The following is a 15,559-nucleotide window of genomic DNA, read 5'->3' on the forward strand; positions in this document are numbered from 1 at the left end:
CTTATTATTGACTAGAGTCATGCTCTCAGCTTGGCACTCAAGGCTCCAGGGGGGACGTGGACTCTGGCGACAGGATCCCGTTCGCGTTGGCGGAACGGAGTCCTTTCAAGCTCGCATCGCCGGGCCACAGACCCTGCAAGACTTGGGCAACACGGTGCCAGGGATCCAGCCGTTCCGTTCGCGTTGGCGGGACGGAGCCCTTGCTGCTTTGAGGCTCTGGAGAAGACTGCTCAGAGGGAGCGGGATCCCTTTCCTCCAGCCTCAGGGAAAGCTGCTGCAACTGCATGTAGATGCTGTTCACGGCCAGCATGGCCAAGACCGTGCCGAAAAACTTGGTGCGGGATCCCATAGGTCAACCCCTGTGCGAGAACAAGAGTAGGGTCGTCGCCGGTGCGTTAGCTCCACCTTAGCTCACAGGTTTGGCTGGCTGTTGCGAGAAAATAAACCTGTTTGCACCAGATCCTGCAAAGCCCTCGGGTCAAGATCCGCCGCCAAGACGATGACTACTCCACGAAAGCCAACCTACCAGCACCTGCACACCGCCCTTTGGGTGAGCGATCTGGCCAGAGCCGAACATTTTTACGGAACGGTGCTTGGGATCCCCAAGGTGGAACGGTTGCCGTTTGACTTTCCCGGCGCTTGGTATCAAGTGGGTTCCTCCCAAATTCATTTAATCGTGGCCGAGGAGCCGATGGATCCACGGCAGCGAAGCGGAACGGGATCCTCAAAGTGGGGGCGTAATCCCCATGTGGCGCTGGGGGTAGATGACTTGGAAGCGGTGAAGGCTCGCCTGCGGCAGGAAGGGTATGAGGTGCAACCGAGCGCTTCCGGGCGAGCGGCAGTGTTCGTCCGGGATCCGGATGGGAATGTGATAGAGCTAAGCTCGATTAGCGCAACTTAGCCATGAGCCATCTCCCCTCAGCAATGCCGCCGGTTGCAACAGCGTTGCGTAGCGATATGGGTTCTCGTTGCCAGTTCGATCCGGCCATCAGCCTGGTCAGTTCCGCACAGATGCAGCGCATTGAGGAGCAGATCTTCTCTGCCGGCATGCCCGTTGCCGCTCTGATGGAGAAGGTGGGGCTGGCCGTTGTTGCTCAGTTGCAGAAGGATTTTCCGCAAGCCCATCGCATTGGGATCCTCTGTGGGACAGGGCACAACGGTGGCGATGGGTTGGTGGTTGGGCGGGAGCTATGGCTGGCCCAAAAGTCGGTGAAGGTGTGGCTGGGCAAGCCGGATCTCAAACCCCTGACGGCAGACCACGCCCGCTATCTCAAGGCGCTGGGGGCAGAGTTTGTGGAGAGTCTTGAAGAGCTGGCCGATTGCGATTTGTTAATTGATGCCCTGTTTGGGATCGGTTTGAACCGACCCTTGGGGGAGCCTTGGGCGGGGGCGGTGGGGTGGGCCAATGGCAGTGGGATCCCCATCCTTAGCCTGGATTTGCCGTCTGGCCTCAACGACCAAACCGGGGAAGTCTGGGGCTGCTGCATTCGCGCCAGCCATACCTATACCCTTGGCCTTTGGAAACGGGGGCTGTGGCAGGAAGCAGCTCTGCCTTGGGTAGGACGGTTACGTCGCGTTGATTTTGGGATCCCCGCTTGGGCCTGCCCAGAGGATGAGGTTCCCCGGTTGTTGCTGCGGCCTTGGCAGCACTTTCCCGCGGATCCCCCTTTGGATACCCACAAATACCGCCAGGGATCCCTGCTAGGGGTGGCAGGCTCGGCGGCCTATGCCGGGGCGGCCCTGTTGGCGGGGCTGGGATCCCGCGCCAGTGGGGTGGGTATGGTGACGATGGCGGTGCCGGCGGAGTTGAAAGGAGTGATCCACAGCGCCCTGCCGGAAGTCTTGGTCTATGCCTGGGAAGGGATCCCTTCTCTGCCGCCGGTTGCCGAGAAACCCTTTCAGGCGGTGGCCGTGGGGCCGGGCTTGGGAGAAACCCGTTTGCCCCTGCTGGAGATCCTGCTGCGGGATTGGGCCGGGATCCCCTGGGTTATCGATGCCGATGGCCTCAATGCTCTGGCGGAGATGGGGGTAGAGCGCCTGCCAGAAAACGGGATCCAGGCCATCCTCACCCCCCACCTGGGGGAATTTCGGCGGCTCTTTCCAGGGATCCCGCTTGGGGATCGCATCGAGGCAGCCCAAAGGGCGGCAGCCCAGAGTGGAGCAGTGGTGGTTTTGAAAGGGGCGCGGACGGTGATCGCCTCTCCCACTGGGGAATGCTGGGTGAACCCAGAGAGCACACCGGCTTTGGCCCGCGGTGGCAGCGGCGATGTCTTGACCGGTTTGATCGGGGGCCTAGTGGCGCGAAGAAGAGCTCAAGCCGATCAACCTTTGGACGCTCCCGCCCTGCTCAGTTGCGCCTGTGCCGGGGTGTGGTGGCATGCCCAAGCGGCTATCCAGCTGGCGCGGGAACGCGGTCTAACAGGGGTGGATCCGGCCCACCTGGCGGAGCACCTGCCCAAGGCGCTGCAAGCTCTTCAACAGGAGCAAGTTGTCCATACCGTGTCGCAGGCGGGTGAATAAATACTCTAAGTCATAGCCCAAGCCTTCCTGCTTGCTCCTACCCTCCACTAGGGGTCACCCGGTAAAGGGCACAGGAATAGAATTCTGGCTGGTTACTCGAAAGCCTTGGACAGGCCACCAAACTTCATTTCCTCCAATGGCAGCAATGATCGTATCAAGATTTTTTTCTGCGTCATCTATTGCAGTTGCTAACCCGTTAATATAATAGATTCTAGACTTAAGACTAGACTTAAGAATAGATTCAGTAGTATTGAAACCTAGGTTGGGAGAAACGACTGAGTAGATAGTTGATTTGTTCGGTAATGAGCAAGACTTGAGAATCAGTACAGACAGGCAACAGCACAATAAAACAACAAGACGAACAGTATTTCGACCGAACATCCATTTATCCTCACTAATCTAGCGAATTGGGTCAGTACATGTCCATTCTTCTGCGCCAACGACTTGTCCAGAGAACTTGGCATCAACTGTTAAATCTGCAATGACTCTTTCTTGAGTGTTAAGCATTTGAAATTGCACTTCCCTTACTGCCTCAGCAACCTCATCAATGAGATCAAATTGATCAACTCCGCCGAATGCCAATCTTGCACATCGAATTGCTCGGAAACGATCAAGCGCTCTTGCACGCACTTGGTCGCGACTATCTCTATTTACATTCACGATGTTTGCCTGTAAAGCTTTGGCGTATCGCAGCATGGCCTTCCGCTTCAGCTCATCATTGGGATACCGGCGGTAAATCCAGCGCTGCACATCATCACGCACGCCATCTCCATCGGCATCAATCCCCTCCAAAGTTTGCTTGCCCGCCTCCCCTGGATCCGGTGGCAAATTCGGAAACAATCTATCCAGTTCATCGACCGGGATCATATCTGGAGAGGGATCCTCACCCGGCACAAATCCAGTAGTGGGATCAGGACTGGGCTCTTCTTCTGCACTGGGGGCAGAACCTGGGGGTGGGGGTGTACCACCCGAGCCACCACTGTCTTCAGCAGGGGATCCGGATGGATTACCCCCTGGGGATCCCTCCTCAGAAGCTGTGGGATTATCCGTAGGGGATCCCTCTGTTTCGACCGGATTTGTTGGATCAGCAGGGGATCCCGATGGATTGCCCGTAGAACTTGGGGATCCCGGAGTGGGAGAAGCCGAAGCCACAATAGTGGGCTGCACGACTCCTGGCAAATTCGCCAGAGAAGAACCTCCCCCGCCACTGCACCCACACAGCAACACCAACACAGAAGAGAGCATCAACATAAATCAACATAAAATCAACATAAGCAGTATCCTGAGGCCGTTCATAATCGCCTTGGTTCTAGCAGTTCAAGTGGCACAAGTGACCCCCACAGGGATCCGGCAATCCTTCTATTGGAGCTACAAGCAACACAAAATTAGGGCAGGGATCCCTAGAAGGAACTCTCTCAGGAGGATCTACCGTTCATCACCCGACAAGAGCAAGACTGGATTTGCAGCCTGATGCTCAAGTAGAAACTAACATCTGCTTCAACAAAGTGCAAGTGCGCTGCAACACACAGGCCCAATCTTTAGATTCGTCAGCGTATGATACGGAGCCCTTTTTTGAAGGGGAGAACCTTTAATGGCTGAATCCATCAAGCCAGGTGGTGAGGTCAATCAACGACTGGAACTCCAGCAAGGCTAGACCCAGCTCTTCCAAGCGCTCCACCGATAAAGACCGAATCTGAGCCTCCACCTCCTCAGGCAGGGATCCCATTTTGCCAATCTTCTCAGTGGGAAAAGCAGCCAGAAAGGAGTGACCACCTCAGGGATCCCCGTGGATTGTAGTTGACTGAGCTTGATTAGGGTCTTAGGAACCCCAGCGCTAAACCCAAGATAATAAACAAGCCAAAGCCAATCCGATAAACAATGAACAGCCAGGTGCTGCTGCGCTGCAAAAACTGAATCAGCCAATCGATAGACAAGTAGGAAAAGACGAAGGCCGAAAGCGTCCCCAACCCCTGCGGCAGCAGGGCCTCTGCCTCGAACTCGGAGATAAACTCCACAACCCCCGCCAAAAATAATGCCGGGATCCCCAGCAAGAAGGAGTAGCGAGCGGCAGCCGAGCGCTGCAAATTGAGCAACAGCCCCGCCGTCAGCGTCGAGCCGGAGCGCGACACCCCAGGGATCAGGGACAAAGCTTGGGCCAGCCCCACCCAGATCCCATCCCCAATGCCCAAGCTGTGAAGGTCTCGCTGGCGTTTGCCCGTTTGCTCTGCCCAGCCCAACAACAAAGCCAAGCCGATGGCTGCGACGGCGATCACCCACAACTGGCGGGGCGGGGATCCCCAAATGGCCTTGATGGCCCACCCCACCACCACAATCGGCACCGTTCCCACCAAGATCCCGACCGACAGCCGCCAAGGCTCCTGCTGAAAATCTCGTTCTCGCCAAGCCTTCCAAGAGCCGAGGATCAACTGGCGCAGGTCAGAGGCAAAGTAGATCAGCACCGCCCCCAAACTGCCCAACTGGATCACCGCCGTAAACGAAGCTCCCGCATCCGGCCACCCCACCAAAGCCGGAAACACCCGCAGATGGGCCGTGCTGCTAATGGGAAGAAATTCGGTGATCCCCTGCACCATGCCCAAAATCAGAGCTTGCCACCAATTGGGATACCAGGTGTCAGCAAGCAACAAGGTAAACACTCCCCTACCCAAACTTGCCGGATTTGCACAATCCCCATTCTTAGAAAAACTCAGAACTCCGGCTTTTTCCAGCAGCCCATACCACGGCGAACAAACACTTGCAGAGGGATCCCACCCCAACTGGCCGGGAACTTGGGTGTCGCTGTCCCAGACCCGCAAAAGGGCTGTGCCTATAGGATCGCCGCAAAGATCAACAGTAGGTCAGATCATCGGGTCAATAGATCAGAAGCCAATCCGCTCTGGGTCTTCAATGGTAATCAGCCAGTTGCCCACATTCCGGAAGAGGGGGTTGGGTTCCGTACCCCGTACCCGCGCCTCCACACGGTAGATACCGGCAGACGAAGGGTTGCGCACGTTGGAGAGCACCAGACGGATCTCCTGACCGGCAGCAATGGGTTGACGGGCCACCACCTCTAGAGAGCGAAACTCCTCGTTCCAGTACACTTGATCCAGCTCTACAGGCCGGCCTTCTACCTCCAGGCGGACACTTTCCGGATCGATGCGGCCATCGAAATTCCTGTCCCCGTTGATCTGCACTTCTGCCACCGCCACATTCTGGGGGGGAATGGTCAGGCGATAGCGATCCAAACGACTGCGAACCCCGCCAAAATCGAGCCGATAGCTGAGGACAGGTACCCCTTCACTGCCGGTGATCACCAAACCCGACTGCGCCTCTGCAGAATGGGGCACCATCAGGGATCCCAGGCTCCCCATCAACAGGCCCGCCAAGGCCAGCCTCATTCCTCGCCGAGCAAGGCCAAGTTCCTGCGAACATTTCCCTGCTCTCATCACTGCTCTCAACACCCAAACCTCCGCTGGTTGAAACACTTCAGCACCCTCAAAGCTTGCCAACGCAACCTGCAGCCAACCTAACCAGTGGCAAGACCGCCATCTCGCCGTCCATTGTAGAGGATGGGATCCTCTCTACCGAGAGAGGCTAGGGCTCACCGGGGTGCGCAAGTACGCAGTTCTGGCAGAGATCTCAACAAGAACTTTGGGCCACCATACCCACAGTGCAGCCCCCCACAGCGCCGATTGTAACGGCAAGATGCCCCTGCCCTTCTACTGCTTCTTCACTTGAGGAAACTCAGCACCCCCACCCCGATCACCATCAGCACCCAGAGCAGGGATCCCACCAGAATCACATTCTTGGCCCGGCTCCAGTCACTGGCTGAGCTGTAGAGCACCGGCACCGCCACCACCAACAGCAAGCTGTAAAGCACCAACACCAACAAAGCAATTTGGAAAACAAGCATCATCTTGCGGATCCCTCACAAAAGTCTTGTCTTGGATAAAAGCTCCCGGCAACACCGGACGGCAGCAGGATAAATAGGATGACGCTCTGACTATACCAAAATAGGATCCCTCTCAAAGCCAAATCCGTTGGGGCAGTTGATGGACTCACCTGGATACAGGCTGGAGGCGGAAGGGGTTAAAGTCGGTTGCCACATCGAAGTAGTCTTCTTGTTCTTGCTGCTTTAGCCAGCCGGTAATGGCATAGGTCAGGGGCGTAAACGCCACCTCTACGGCACACTTGAACACATAGTTGGAGAGTATTAAGCTGCCCAGGCCGGGGAACACCCCCCAAAAAGCCAAAGTGACAAACAGACCCGTGTCCACTGCTTGGCCCACCAAGGTAGAGCCGATGGTGCGCGTCCACAGCCACCGTCCCCGCGTCCACACCTTCATGCGGGCCAGTACATAGGCGTTGGCAAAGCTGCCTCCCCAATAGGCGATTAAGCTGGCCAGCACAAGGCGGGGCGTCAGGCCCAGAATCTGGTCGTAGGCTTCTTGATAGGGCCAGTCGGGGGCGGCCGGCAGGGATCCCACGATCATGAATGTCACCGACATGAGGGCCGCCGAGAGAAATCCCAGCCAGATCACCCGTCGCGAGCGGGCATAGCCATAGACTTCGGTGAGGATGTCGCCAAAGATATAGCTGAGGGGGAAGAGAATGGTGCCCCCGTCAAAGGTAAAGGGCCCCAGAAGAACGATCTTGGTCGAGGCGATGTTGGAAATCAGCAGCACGGCCACAAACAGAGCCGTCACTGCATCCAGGTGTCGGTAGGCGCGCTCAAAGCTTTGCTCAGCCATCAAGACCCCCCAATAGTTTACGGATATGCCGCAGCTCTTTGACGATTAGGGCTAAGCCCTGGCTGTGCCGTTCCACTTCGCTGGTGAGCTTACGGATTTGCTCTTCTAGGTTAGCGCTGTGAGACTCCTGACGATCTAGGCGCTGGTTGAGGTTGGCAAGCCGCGTCACTACTTCCCGCTGGATCAAGTTTTCCGTACCTTGGATAAGCAGCGTCTCGATGGCGGTGAGCCGGTTCAGAATCAGTTGGGTGTTGGTTTCGGATCCCGGCTCCGGTGCAGCGGCAGGGGCAACCTGGAGGACCTTTTGGATAAGAGCCAAAAGGGCATCTGCCTCAAACGGTTTCTCGATGAAATCAAAATCGACAAAGGGCTCAGGAATGCGGGCAGTCACCTGTTCCTTCAGCCCCGACATCATGATCACAGGGGTATTTTTCAAGTCACCTTCCCGACGCAGGGCTTGCAAGGTGTCGTAGCCATCCATCTTGGGCATGACAAAATCCAGCAGGATCAGGTCGGGGTGATGTTTTTTGGCCGCTTCCAGCCCTGTCAACCCGTCTTTGGCCTCCACCACTTGGAACTGATCGGCCAAGATGCTGGCCACCATCTTGCGAATCATGATGCTATCGTCAATGACCAACACCGTCTTGGTTGTCATGCTGAGGCGCTCCCTCTTCCCATTATCAAATCGACCTGATCAGCCCCTTCCTCCAGCTCATAGGGCAATCGGGGACATCCTCTTGAGGACACCACTAGAGTACTCCCCTGCTTGGCCAGATGGGGTGTGCTCAGGGATCCAATTCTGCTGGGTTCTCTTCGATCCCGGCGGTTGTCGGCTTGGCGTGGCTGCCTTACTATAATTGAGTGTAAACAAACGTTAAGCATTTATTCGCACCTTGCAGGGTTATGAGCCTACAACTAAGTCCTGAGCTGTCGCTGCCGATCCCATCTCCAGTCGGAGAAGCTGCCTACCGCGCTTTTCAGTGGGGCAAAAACATCTTCGGCTTTGCCCACAAAGCGCTCTCCACCCAAGCTTCAGATCTGATGCTCTCCGTGCTCAGGGATCTGCAAAGCTTCTCCTCCGGAAGAACCCCGCCGCCGCGGGCCAAGGTGCGGGTGAGCGCTGACACGCTACAGGTGTTGCGGGCCCGTTATGAACAACTCCTGCAAGCGGACTGGCAAGATGCTGAGGCAGGGTACTACCCGCACGCGCTCTTGTTCGACAACCCCTGGCTGGACTTTGCCCGCTATTACCCGCAGGTGTGGTTGGATTTGCCGCAAATTACTCGGCGGGTTCACAGCAAGCGTTACCAAGAGTTTTCTCAAGACATCTCCACCGAGGGCTATCCGAAATACTACCTGCAAAATTTCCATTACCAAACCAACGGCTACCTGAGCGACAGCTCGGCTGAGCTTTATGACCTGCAGGTGGAGCTGCTGTTTGGGGGCACAGCGGACGCGATGCGCCGTCGGGTGATTCGCCTGCTCAAAGATGCCTTGGATCCCACCTTGGTCAGCCCCCACATCCTCGATGTAGCCTGTGGCACGGGGCGGATGCTGCGCTTGCTGCGGGGATCCCTGCCCAAAGCAGCTTTGTATGGCCTGGATCTTTCTCCTGCCTATCTGCGCAAGGCCAACCGACTCTTGCAGGAGCTGCCGGGGGAACTGCCCCAGCTTATCCGCGCCAACGCCGAGGCCATGCCCTATGCCGATGCCACCTTTGACGCCGTCATCAGCGTTTTTCTCTTTCATGAGCTGCCTGGCCCGGCCAGACAAAATGTCATCAACGAGATGAGTCGGGTGGTGAAGCCAGGGGGCGTGGTGGTCATCTGCGACTCGGTGCAACTGCTGGATTCGCCAGAGCTGAAGGAGACGATGGAAGCCTTTATGCAAACCTTCCACGAACCCTACTACCGCGACTACATCCACGACGATCTGGGGGTGCGCCTGCAACAGGCAGGCTGTGCGGTGTTGCGCCGAGAAACTCACTATGTCAGCACCTACACCCTAGCCCGTAAAGGTTGAGCGCCCCTTCCACAAGCTAAGGAGTAAGTCGGCGGCCACTTGTCCAGAGGGTGTATAGTAGTTTTAGACACGAAACCTTGGATAAGAAGACGGGTCACTAACTGGATAACCCTTGGGTGCAAGTCCGTCTAAGATCTTTTTCTTGTGCTTAGGCTCATGTCTCACCCTCATGGATCCCTCCGCGCCGGCATTACTGCTCTCAAGCAGGAGCGCTACCTGGAGGCGATCAACCTTCTCGAGTCCTTCTGCTACTGCTGTTCCATCCAAGAGAGACAGGAACACCGCCTGAGCGAGCGCAATGGCTCGAGGGCAAATCCGGAAGAATGCGCTTTGGCTCGTGTGGCTCTGATTATGGCTTATCAGGGCAGTGGTGACTTGGAGCGCTCAACTGCCCTTTGCCAAGAGCTGTTGGAGGAGAAGGAAACTCCTGAGTCCGCTCCCTGGGCTCGGGAATGGGCAGCTCAGGCTCTACCTACCCTCAAGCAGGCTTCAGAACACTCCATGCCCCCTGAGGAAGTCATGGCGCGGCTACCCGTTCTCCGGCAGTTGGAAGACTGTCAGCCGCTGTGTAGCTCCCGCGATCCGGCTCCGCATCTGCTCAAATCTGCCTCTCTCTGAGGGAGAGGATCTGCAAGGAGCGGTGGACGCCCGGCTCTAGCCTTTATTCTCAACACAGTTCCACAGCAATCTTATGTCTGCTGCCGAACCGACTACCTATCATTTTGTCGTTGCCAGCCTGTCTTTCTTACGTTCTGAGCCTCTGGAAGAGGTGCTGGAGGAGCGTCGTCGATACTGCGAGGAGCGCCATTGCCCTGTCGATTTCTTCTGGGTGCCCCAGCCGGCCTTCATGGAAGCTCCAGAGTTAAAGCCCCTGCGGGACAAGTTGAAGGAGCCCCTGGGGGCAGTGGTATCCACCAACGCGGATTTTATTCGTTGGCTGAGCCTGCGCCTGACTTTTGTGGAAAAGGGCAGCTTTGTGGCTCCCAGCGAGTCGATCCCGGATCCCTTGCGCTCTCTATCTGCCGCAGAAGGATAAGCCTGCCGATTCCCAAGATTTGGGTTGGTGGATTGGAAGGCGGGCCAAGATAAGATCGGGGCACCCCATTTCCACTTTTGTTTGCTGACGGGATCCCATTCTGTTGTGGGGCCGACGTCGGGGAAATGGGCAGGTCACCTGGGGAGCATGATGACTTTGGAGCAACGATGGGGCTGGCCGGAGGGAGGGGCAGGGATCTGCCACCCCAGTTCCCCTCTCCAGAATCCCCCACCTGCGTCAACGCCAACTTGGGGGCTGAAGTCAGAAGCTCTCTTGCCTGAGCCGACAGCAAGCCCCGCCCTCAGCTCGCCGGAGTGTTCTCCTGGGGATCCCTTGCCAGAGCCATCTCCTGAAGATCCCGAAAAAGGGCAAAAAGAAGAGAAAGAAGATCAAGGTCTATCTGAGCCGGGCCTGAGCAACTTTGTGGCCGTGCTGCGCCGGCGCAATTTCCTGCTGCTGTGGATGGGGCAGGCGTGTTCCCAGTTGGCGGACAAGGTGTTGTTGGTGCTGCTGATTGGGTTGGTTGCCCGCGAATTTCAGCCGGAAGGGGCTTCCATCAGCGGTTGGGTCTCGGCCATCATGCTGGCTTTTACGCTGCCGGCGATGCTATTGGGCAGCCTGGCAGGGGTATTTGTGGATCGCTGGCTGAAAAAAGGGGTGTTGGTGCTCTCCAACCTGGGGCGTGGGATCCTAGTGCTGCTGTTGCCGCCGCTGCTCTGGCTCACTGCCGGGCGCGACCTTTGGCCGGGGATCCCCTTGGGGTTTGCGGGGCTGTTGCTGGTGAGCTTTGCCGTCTCGGTTCTAACCCAGTTTTTTGCTCCTGCCGAGCAGGCGACTTTGCCCCTGATCCTGCCGAAGCGAGAGCTGCTGGCGGCCAACTCCCTGTACACCACCACGATGATGGCTTCGCTGATCGTCGGGTTTGCCGTGGGGGAGCCGCTGTTAACCCTGGCAGATCGTTGGGTACGCCATTGGTTGCCGGGCTGGGAAGTGGGGCCGGAGCTGTTGGTGGGGGGAGCCTACCTCTTGGCGGGATCCCTGCTATTGCTGCTGCAACCCCACGAGAAGCTAGAGCCCCGGCGTTGGGAAGTCCCTCACCTCTGGGAAGATCTCCGGCTGGGCCTGCACTATGTCGGCCAGGTGCCCCTGATCCGAGCTGCTTTGGTGCAGGTGGTGGTGCTTTACTCGCTGTTTGCGGCGCTGGCAGTTTTGGCGGTGCGCATGGCCGAAGTGATGGCAGAGCTGAAGCCGGATCAGTTCGGGGTGTTGTTGGCCGCTGCTGGCCTAGGCATGGGGATCGGCGCCTTTTGGGTGGGCCATACGGGCCGACGGGTGAGCCGCCGCGCCTGGGTTGGCCTGGGATCCCTGCTGCTCTGTGGGGCTCTGGCAGCCCTCTCCTGGACGACCCACTGGCTGCTGCCCAGCTTGGGCTGGATTGCCCTGTTGGGCTGTGGGGGGGCTTTGGTGGCGGTGCCGATGCAAACCTTGATCCAAGAGGAAACGCCTGACCATCTGCGAGGCAAGATCTTTGGGCTCCAGAACAACGCCGCCAACATTGCCCTCAGTTTGCCGCTGGTGTTCACGGGATTGGCAGAAGCCCGCCTTGGCCTTCCCTGGATGTTTGTGGCCCTGTCTGTTCTGGCGGGGCTGGCGGGGCTGTACACCTGGAGCCTATTGGGCAGAGAGGTCTCGTAAATCCTGCCGCAGCGCGAGGTTGGATATCCTCTTCCGAGGGGACGGGCCAAGGCAGGAGCTAACTCTGCTACTCTTGTAGAGGCTTGAGCATCGAGACTCCCTTTGCAGCTCAGCGTTTTAGCTCCGCGGGGATCCGCCCATGCACATCGCCTGGATAGGCAAAAAAACACCTTTCTGTGGCAACGTCACCTATAGCCGCGAGGTGACCAACGGCCTTTTGGATCGGGGACATCAGGTTAGCTTTTTTCACTTCACCAACGACGGCCAATCGCCCGCTCTGGATCCTGGAGGTGAAGGCTGGAGGGCGGAGCTGGATCGTCGAGACGTTTCCCTCCCCTGTCTGTACAAGTCGCAGATTTACACGATCCCGGCCCCCAACGCCAAGCGGTTGCTCACCCAGGCCCTCAAGGAATTGCAGCCGGATCTGGTGCATGCCTCCTTGACCATTTCTCCCATCGACTTTGTGTTGCCGGAGATCTGCGCTGAGCTCAACCAGCCGCTGGTGGCTACTTTCCACCCGGCCTTCGACCGACGGCGGCGCAACATCGCCTCTCGCACCCAATACTTGGCCTACCAGCTCTACGCCCCGTGTTTGGCCAACTATCACCGCACCATTGTCTTCTCGGAAACGCAACGGGAGATCTTGGTCAAACTGGGGGTGAGCCCCCAGCAGGTGGTGGTCATTCCCAATGGTGTGGATGTGGACAAGTACGCGCCTGGGCCCTCCACCCTCAAACAGCGGTTGGGACTGGAGCGGATCTTCGTCTATCAAGGGCGGGTCTCGCCGGAAAAAAACCTGGAAGCCCTACTCAAGGCTTGGAAACACGCCCAAATGGGGGAGAAGTGTGGTCTGCTGATCGTGGGGGATGGGCCGCTGCTCAACACCCTCAAGCCCTTCTACACCCTTCAACATGGGATCCACTGGCTGGGCTATATTGCCGACGAGCAGCAACGCATCGAGATCTTGCGAGGGGCTGATGTGTTTATTTTGCCCTCTTTAATCGAGGGGCTCTCTTTGTCGCTGCTGGAGGCGATGGCCTGTGGGCTGGCAGCAGTGGCCACCGATGTGGGTGCCGATGGCGAGGTTTTGGCCGATGGAGCCGGGATCCTGCTGGATCCGACACGGGTGACGGCGGAGCTGCAAACGCTGTTGCCTTTGCTGCGGGATCAACGGGAGTTTACCCAACTGCTGGGGATGAAGGCCCGCCAGCGGGTGCTGGAGCGCTATACCCTCAGCCACAACCTCAGCCGGGTGGAACAGCTCTACCGGGAACTGTGCCAGGGATCCCGTCAGCATCGCTGGGTGTGAGGGATGAGTGTGATGAAGCTTGTGATATTTTTGCTAAGCTGTTTCGTTACGTTTCCAAGGGATTAACGCCAGTCTTCCCGATGGATGATCACAGCCCCCAAAAGGCCGTTTTAGGGCAGCCCCCTGCCGGGCTGTCAGATTCTTTGTGGTCAGAGTCCTTGCTGGCCCAGGATTCGGGCAAAAATCCCCTCCCCCCCAATGCTCCGTCGCTGTCGCCCACGGACAATTCGGGGGACTTGCGCTCAGCTCAGACCGGCCAGGATGAGGATCCCACCTCTTCAGGTGCCGTTGCGTCCGATGATAGAGAGCTGCCGGAGGTCAAGCCGGCCATTGTGCCTGCCCCTGCAATGCCGGATCGGGTGGCAGAACTGGAGAGAGAACACCATCGGATGCAGTATCTGCTGGCGTGGCTGGCTTTTGCTCTGCGCTCTTTTAACAACTTGAACCAGATCCTGGAGCTGACGGCTTTTGTGGCCAGCCAACTGACCGATGCCGAAGGCGGAGCCCTGGTTTTGTTCAATCCCAACGGCACCATCCAGTTGGATCAACTGCATTGCTCTGATCTCAATCACCGCGAGCAGATTCGGGCTGAGATGGAGCAAATTACCCAGACCCTCTCGGCTCAAGAGCCCATTCTCAAAACGGAGGGATCCCTGTCTGTTAAGATCCCTGCCCTTGAACACCTCTTGGACGAACGGTTCCGCCAGAGCTTGGGGCCGGATGTACGCCTTTTCGGCACGCCGCTGCTGATTCGCAACTCTGTCCAGGGTCGCTTGTACGTCTTCAGCCGTCAGCCTGGCTACCACTGGGATGAACGTCGCCAACAACTGTTGCGCTTGGTCGCCGATCAGGCAGGGGTGGCCATCGAAAATGACCGCTTGACGGCAGCCTTGCGCCGCAAGATGGCCCTGGAAAAAGAAATGGAGATTGGCTCTTACATCCAGACCCAACTGCTACCTCGGGAGTGCCCTCAAGTCAAGGGGATTCGCTTGGCAGCCCGTTGCCGGGTGGCCAGCAAAGTGGGGGGCGACTACTATGACTTCATCAAGATTCCCGGCGAACGCCTGGAAACATCCGACTCATCTGAAGAAACAGCAGGCTTTCGCTTGGCCATCGTCATTGGGGATGTGATGGGCAAAGGGGTGCCCGCCGGCCTGTTGATGACCATGACCCGCGCCATGGTGCGGGCGGAGGCCCTCAACCGCCATTCGCCGGCCCGTGTTCTGCAACATCTGAACCGGGCCATGTACAGTGACCTGGAAAACTCCAATCGCTTCATCAGCCTGTTTTATTCGGAGTACGATCCCCGCTCCCATCGCCTCTGCTTCAGCAACGCGGCCCACAACCCCACCCTGTGGTGGCAGGCCCGCACCCGAGAAATTCAACCCCTGGACACAGAGGGGGCGCTGATCGGCTTGGAAGAAAACAGCCACTACTCGGAAAGCTGCGTGCAACTGCAACCCGGGGATGTGGTGGTGTACTACACCGATGGCTACACGGAGACAGCCAACACCCGCGGCGAGCGCTTGGAAACCTCTGGGCTGATGGACGCCATCCAGTACGCTGCCCGTCGCTACGACTCCCCCGAAGACATTTTGGAGAGCTTGTTTGAGCAGATGGATGCCTTCCGAGGCCGTCGGGGATCCCATCCTCTTCCCCTGTGGCTGCCTGCGGATCCAGAGCTCCTGTTGCAGGACGAGATTTCCCTGCGGCCTGAGCCCGTGGACGACACAACGCTGGTGGTGTTGAAGGTGTTGCCCGACTCCGAGCCAGCCTAGCTAAAAAAGTTCAAACTCAGGGTTAATGACAGCAGGCCGCAACGCTCACAATAGCTCAAGCAAGCTACTCAACGCTACTGGGCTGGGCAGCAACGGTGGGTTGGTTGACGTGGTTTTGCCGGACTACTAGGCTAGTTGGTTAGTTCTGGCATGCGTTCTGCATGGGCTAAAGCCTGCTCCAGCTTTAGTCTGTGTGGCTCTCTCAGAGAGCAAGGAGCGGCTACCTGCAGCTTGCGGGGAAGTCACGCCTGTGGAGATCCCTCTGGCGGGGCAGTGGGGGTGATCTCTGCTGCCAGCCATAGTTCGTTAAGGCAGGAAGAAAGCAGAAGCGCGGCAGACGCTGAGCACTCCGCGCCGCCGGTGCGAGTGGAAGTGTTTGTTGGCGTTTCGTAGGTCTTTCAGAGCGGTACGCTCTAGCTGGCGGAGCATGCCTCTAACCCCCAAAACCCTG

16 protein-coding genes are annotated in these 15,559 nt (G+C 57.8%); 8 read left to right on the forward strand and 8 right to left on the reverse strand.

What is annotated here, in order from left to right:
• Nucleotides 1-37: 37 nt before the first annotated feature.
• Entirely contained in the window at nt 38-349 is a 312-nt protein-coding gene (locus NW815_RS09490) for a hypothetical protein (protein ID WP_414383965.1), read from the reverse strand.
• 150 nt (nt 350-499) lie between these two features.
• Here NW815_RS09490 and NW815_RS09495 point away from each other — a divergent pair, with 150 nt between their 5' ends.
• Together NW815_RS09495 and NW815_RS09500 are read left to right on the forward strand one after the other, a co-directional pair.
• Nucleotides 500-901 (forward strand): VOC family protein, encoded by a 402-nt coding sequence (locus tag NW815_RS09495; protein WP_041436641.1) that lies wholly within the window; start codon nt 500-502, stop codon nt 899-901.
• A gap of 56 nt (nt 902-957) precedes the next feature.
• Nucleotides 958-2,520: an NAD(P)H-hydrate dehydratase gene (locus tag NW815_RS09500; protein ID WP_414389424.1), complete on the forward strand. Its 1,563-nt coding sequence runs from the start codon at nt 958-960 to the stop codon at nt 2,518-2,520.
• Nucleotides 2,521-2,919: 399 nt separating this feature from the next.
• Here the strand turns inward: NW815_RS09500 and NW815_RS09505 are convergent, their stop codons facing one another.
• The 7 genes from NW815_RS09505 to NW815_RS09535 form a co-directional block, all read right to left on the reverse strand.
• Nucleotides 2,920-3,387: a hypothetical protein gene (locus NW815_RS09505; protein WP_414389427.1), complete on the reverse strand. Its 468-nt coding sequence runs from the start codon at nt 3,385-3,387 to the stop codon at nt 2,920-2,922.
• Nucleotides 3,388-4,108: 721 nt separating this feature from the next.
• Nucleotides 4,109-4,246 (reverse strand): DUF4351 domain-containing protein, encoded by a 138-nt coding sequence (locus tag NW815_RS09510; RefSeq protein ID WP_414374584.1) that lies wholly within the window; start codon nt 4,244-4,246, stop codon nt 4,109-4,111.
• Between the two features lie 85 nt (nt 4,247-4,331).
• On the reverse strand, nt 4,332-5,165 hold the full coding sequence (locus NW815_RS09515; protein ID WP_414389429.1) for an undecaprenyl-diphosphate phosphatase: 834 nt from the start codon (nt 5,163-5,165) through the stop codon (nt 4,332-4,334).
• 231 nt (nt 5,166-5,396) lie between these two features.
• Nucleotides 5,397-5,915, reverse strand: a complete 519-nt coding sequence (locus NW815_RS09520) for a DUF2808 domain-containing protein (protein ID WP_414331896.1) — start codon at nt 5,913-5,915, stop codon at nt 5,397-5,399.
• A 332-nt stretch (nt 5,916-6,247) separates the two neighbouring features.
• Entirely contained in the window at nt 6,248-6,433 is a 186-nt protein-coding gene (gene psbZ / locus NW815_RS09525; RefSeq protein WP_011433643.1) for a photosystem II reaction center protein PsbZ, read from the reverse strand.
• Between the two features lie 142 nt (nt 6,434-6,575).
• Entirely contained in the window at nt 6,576-7,268 is a 693-nt protein-coding gene (locus NW815_RS09530) for a queuosine precursor transporter (RefSeq protein WP_414389432.1), read from the reverse strand.
• Nucleotides 7,261-7,923 (reverse strand): response regulator, encoded by a 663-nt coding sequence (locus NW815_RS09535; protein ID WP_414389435.1) that lies wholly within the window; start codon nt 7,921-7,923, stop codon nt 7,261-7,263. The genes NW815_RS09530 and NW815_RS09535 overlap by 8 nt, the downstream gene beginning before the upstream one ends.
• Nucleotides 7,924-8,171: 248 nt before the next feature.
• Between NW815_RS09535 and NW815_RS09540 the strand changes: the two genes are divergently transcribed.
• The 6 genes from NW815_RS09540 to NW815_RS09565 all read left to right on the forward strand — a co-directional run bounded on the left by NW815_RS09540 (nt 8,172) and on the right by NW815_RS09565 (nt 15,108).
• Nucleotides 8,172-9,290 carry a class I SAM-dependent methyltransferase gene (locus NW815_RS09540; protein ID WP_414349803.1) on the forward strand — a complete coding sequence of 373 codons (1,119 nt, stop codon included), beginning with the start codon at nt 8,172-8,174 and terminating at the stop codon, nt 9,288-9,290.
• Nucleotides 9,291-9,446: 156 nt separating this feature from the next.
• On the forward strand, nt 9,447-9,908 hold the full coding sequence (locus NW815_RS09545; RefSeq protein ID WP_414388227.1) for a hypothetical protein: 462 nt from the start codon (nt 9,447-9,449) through the stop codon (nt 9,906-9,908).
• Nucleotides 9,909-9,981: 73 nt separating this feature from the next.
• Nucleotides 9,982-10,326, forward strand: coding sequence for an MgPME-cyclase complex family protein (locus tag NW815_RS09550; protein WP_414388229.1), 345 nt, complete (start codon nt 9,982-9,984; stop codon nt 10,324-10,326).
• 147 nt (nt 10,327-10,473) lie between these two features.
• Nucleotides 10,474-12,021 (forward strand): MFS transporter, encoded by a 1,548-nt coding sequence (locus tag NW815_RS09555; RefSeq protein ID WP_414415946.1) that lies wholly within the window; start codon nt 10,474-10,476, stop codon nt 12,019-12,021.
• 139 nt (nt 12,022-12,160) lie between these two features.
• The gene (locus tag NW815_RS09560) at nt 12,161-13,330 is read left to right on the forward strand and encodes a glycosyltransferase family 4 protein (protein ID WP_414388233.1); all 1,170 of its coding nucleotides are present in this window, start codon (nt 12,161-12,163) and stop codon (nt 13,328-13,330) included.
• 80 nt (nt 13,331-13,410) lie between these two features.
• Complete coding sequence (locus NW815_RS09565) at nt 13,411-15,108, forward strand: PP2C family protein-serine/threonine phosphatase (RefSeq protein ID WP_414388236.1); 1,698 nt, start codon at nt 13,411-13,413, stop codon at nt 15,106-15,108.
• Nucleotides 15,109-15,559: the final 451 nt, after the last annotated feature.

The sequence above is a fragment of the Synechococcus sp. R6-7 genome (assembly GCF_047461695.1).
In the GTDB taxonomy this organism is placed as follows: Bacteria; Cyanobacteriota; Cyanobacteriia; order Thermostichales; family Thermostichaceae; genus Thermostichus.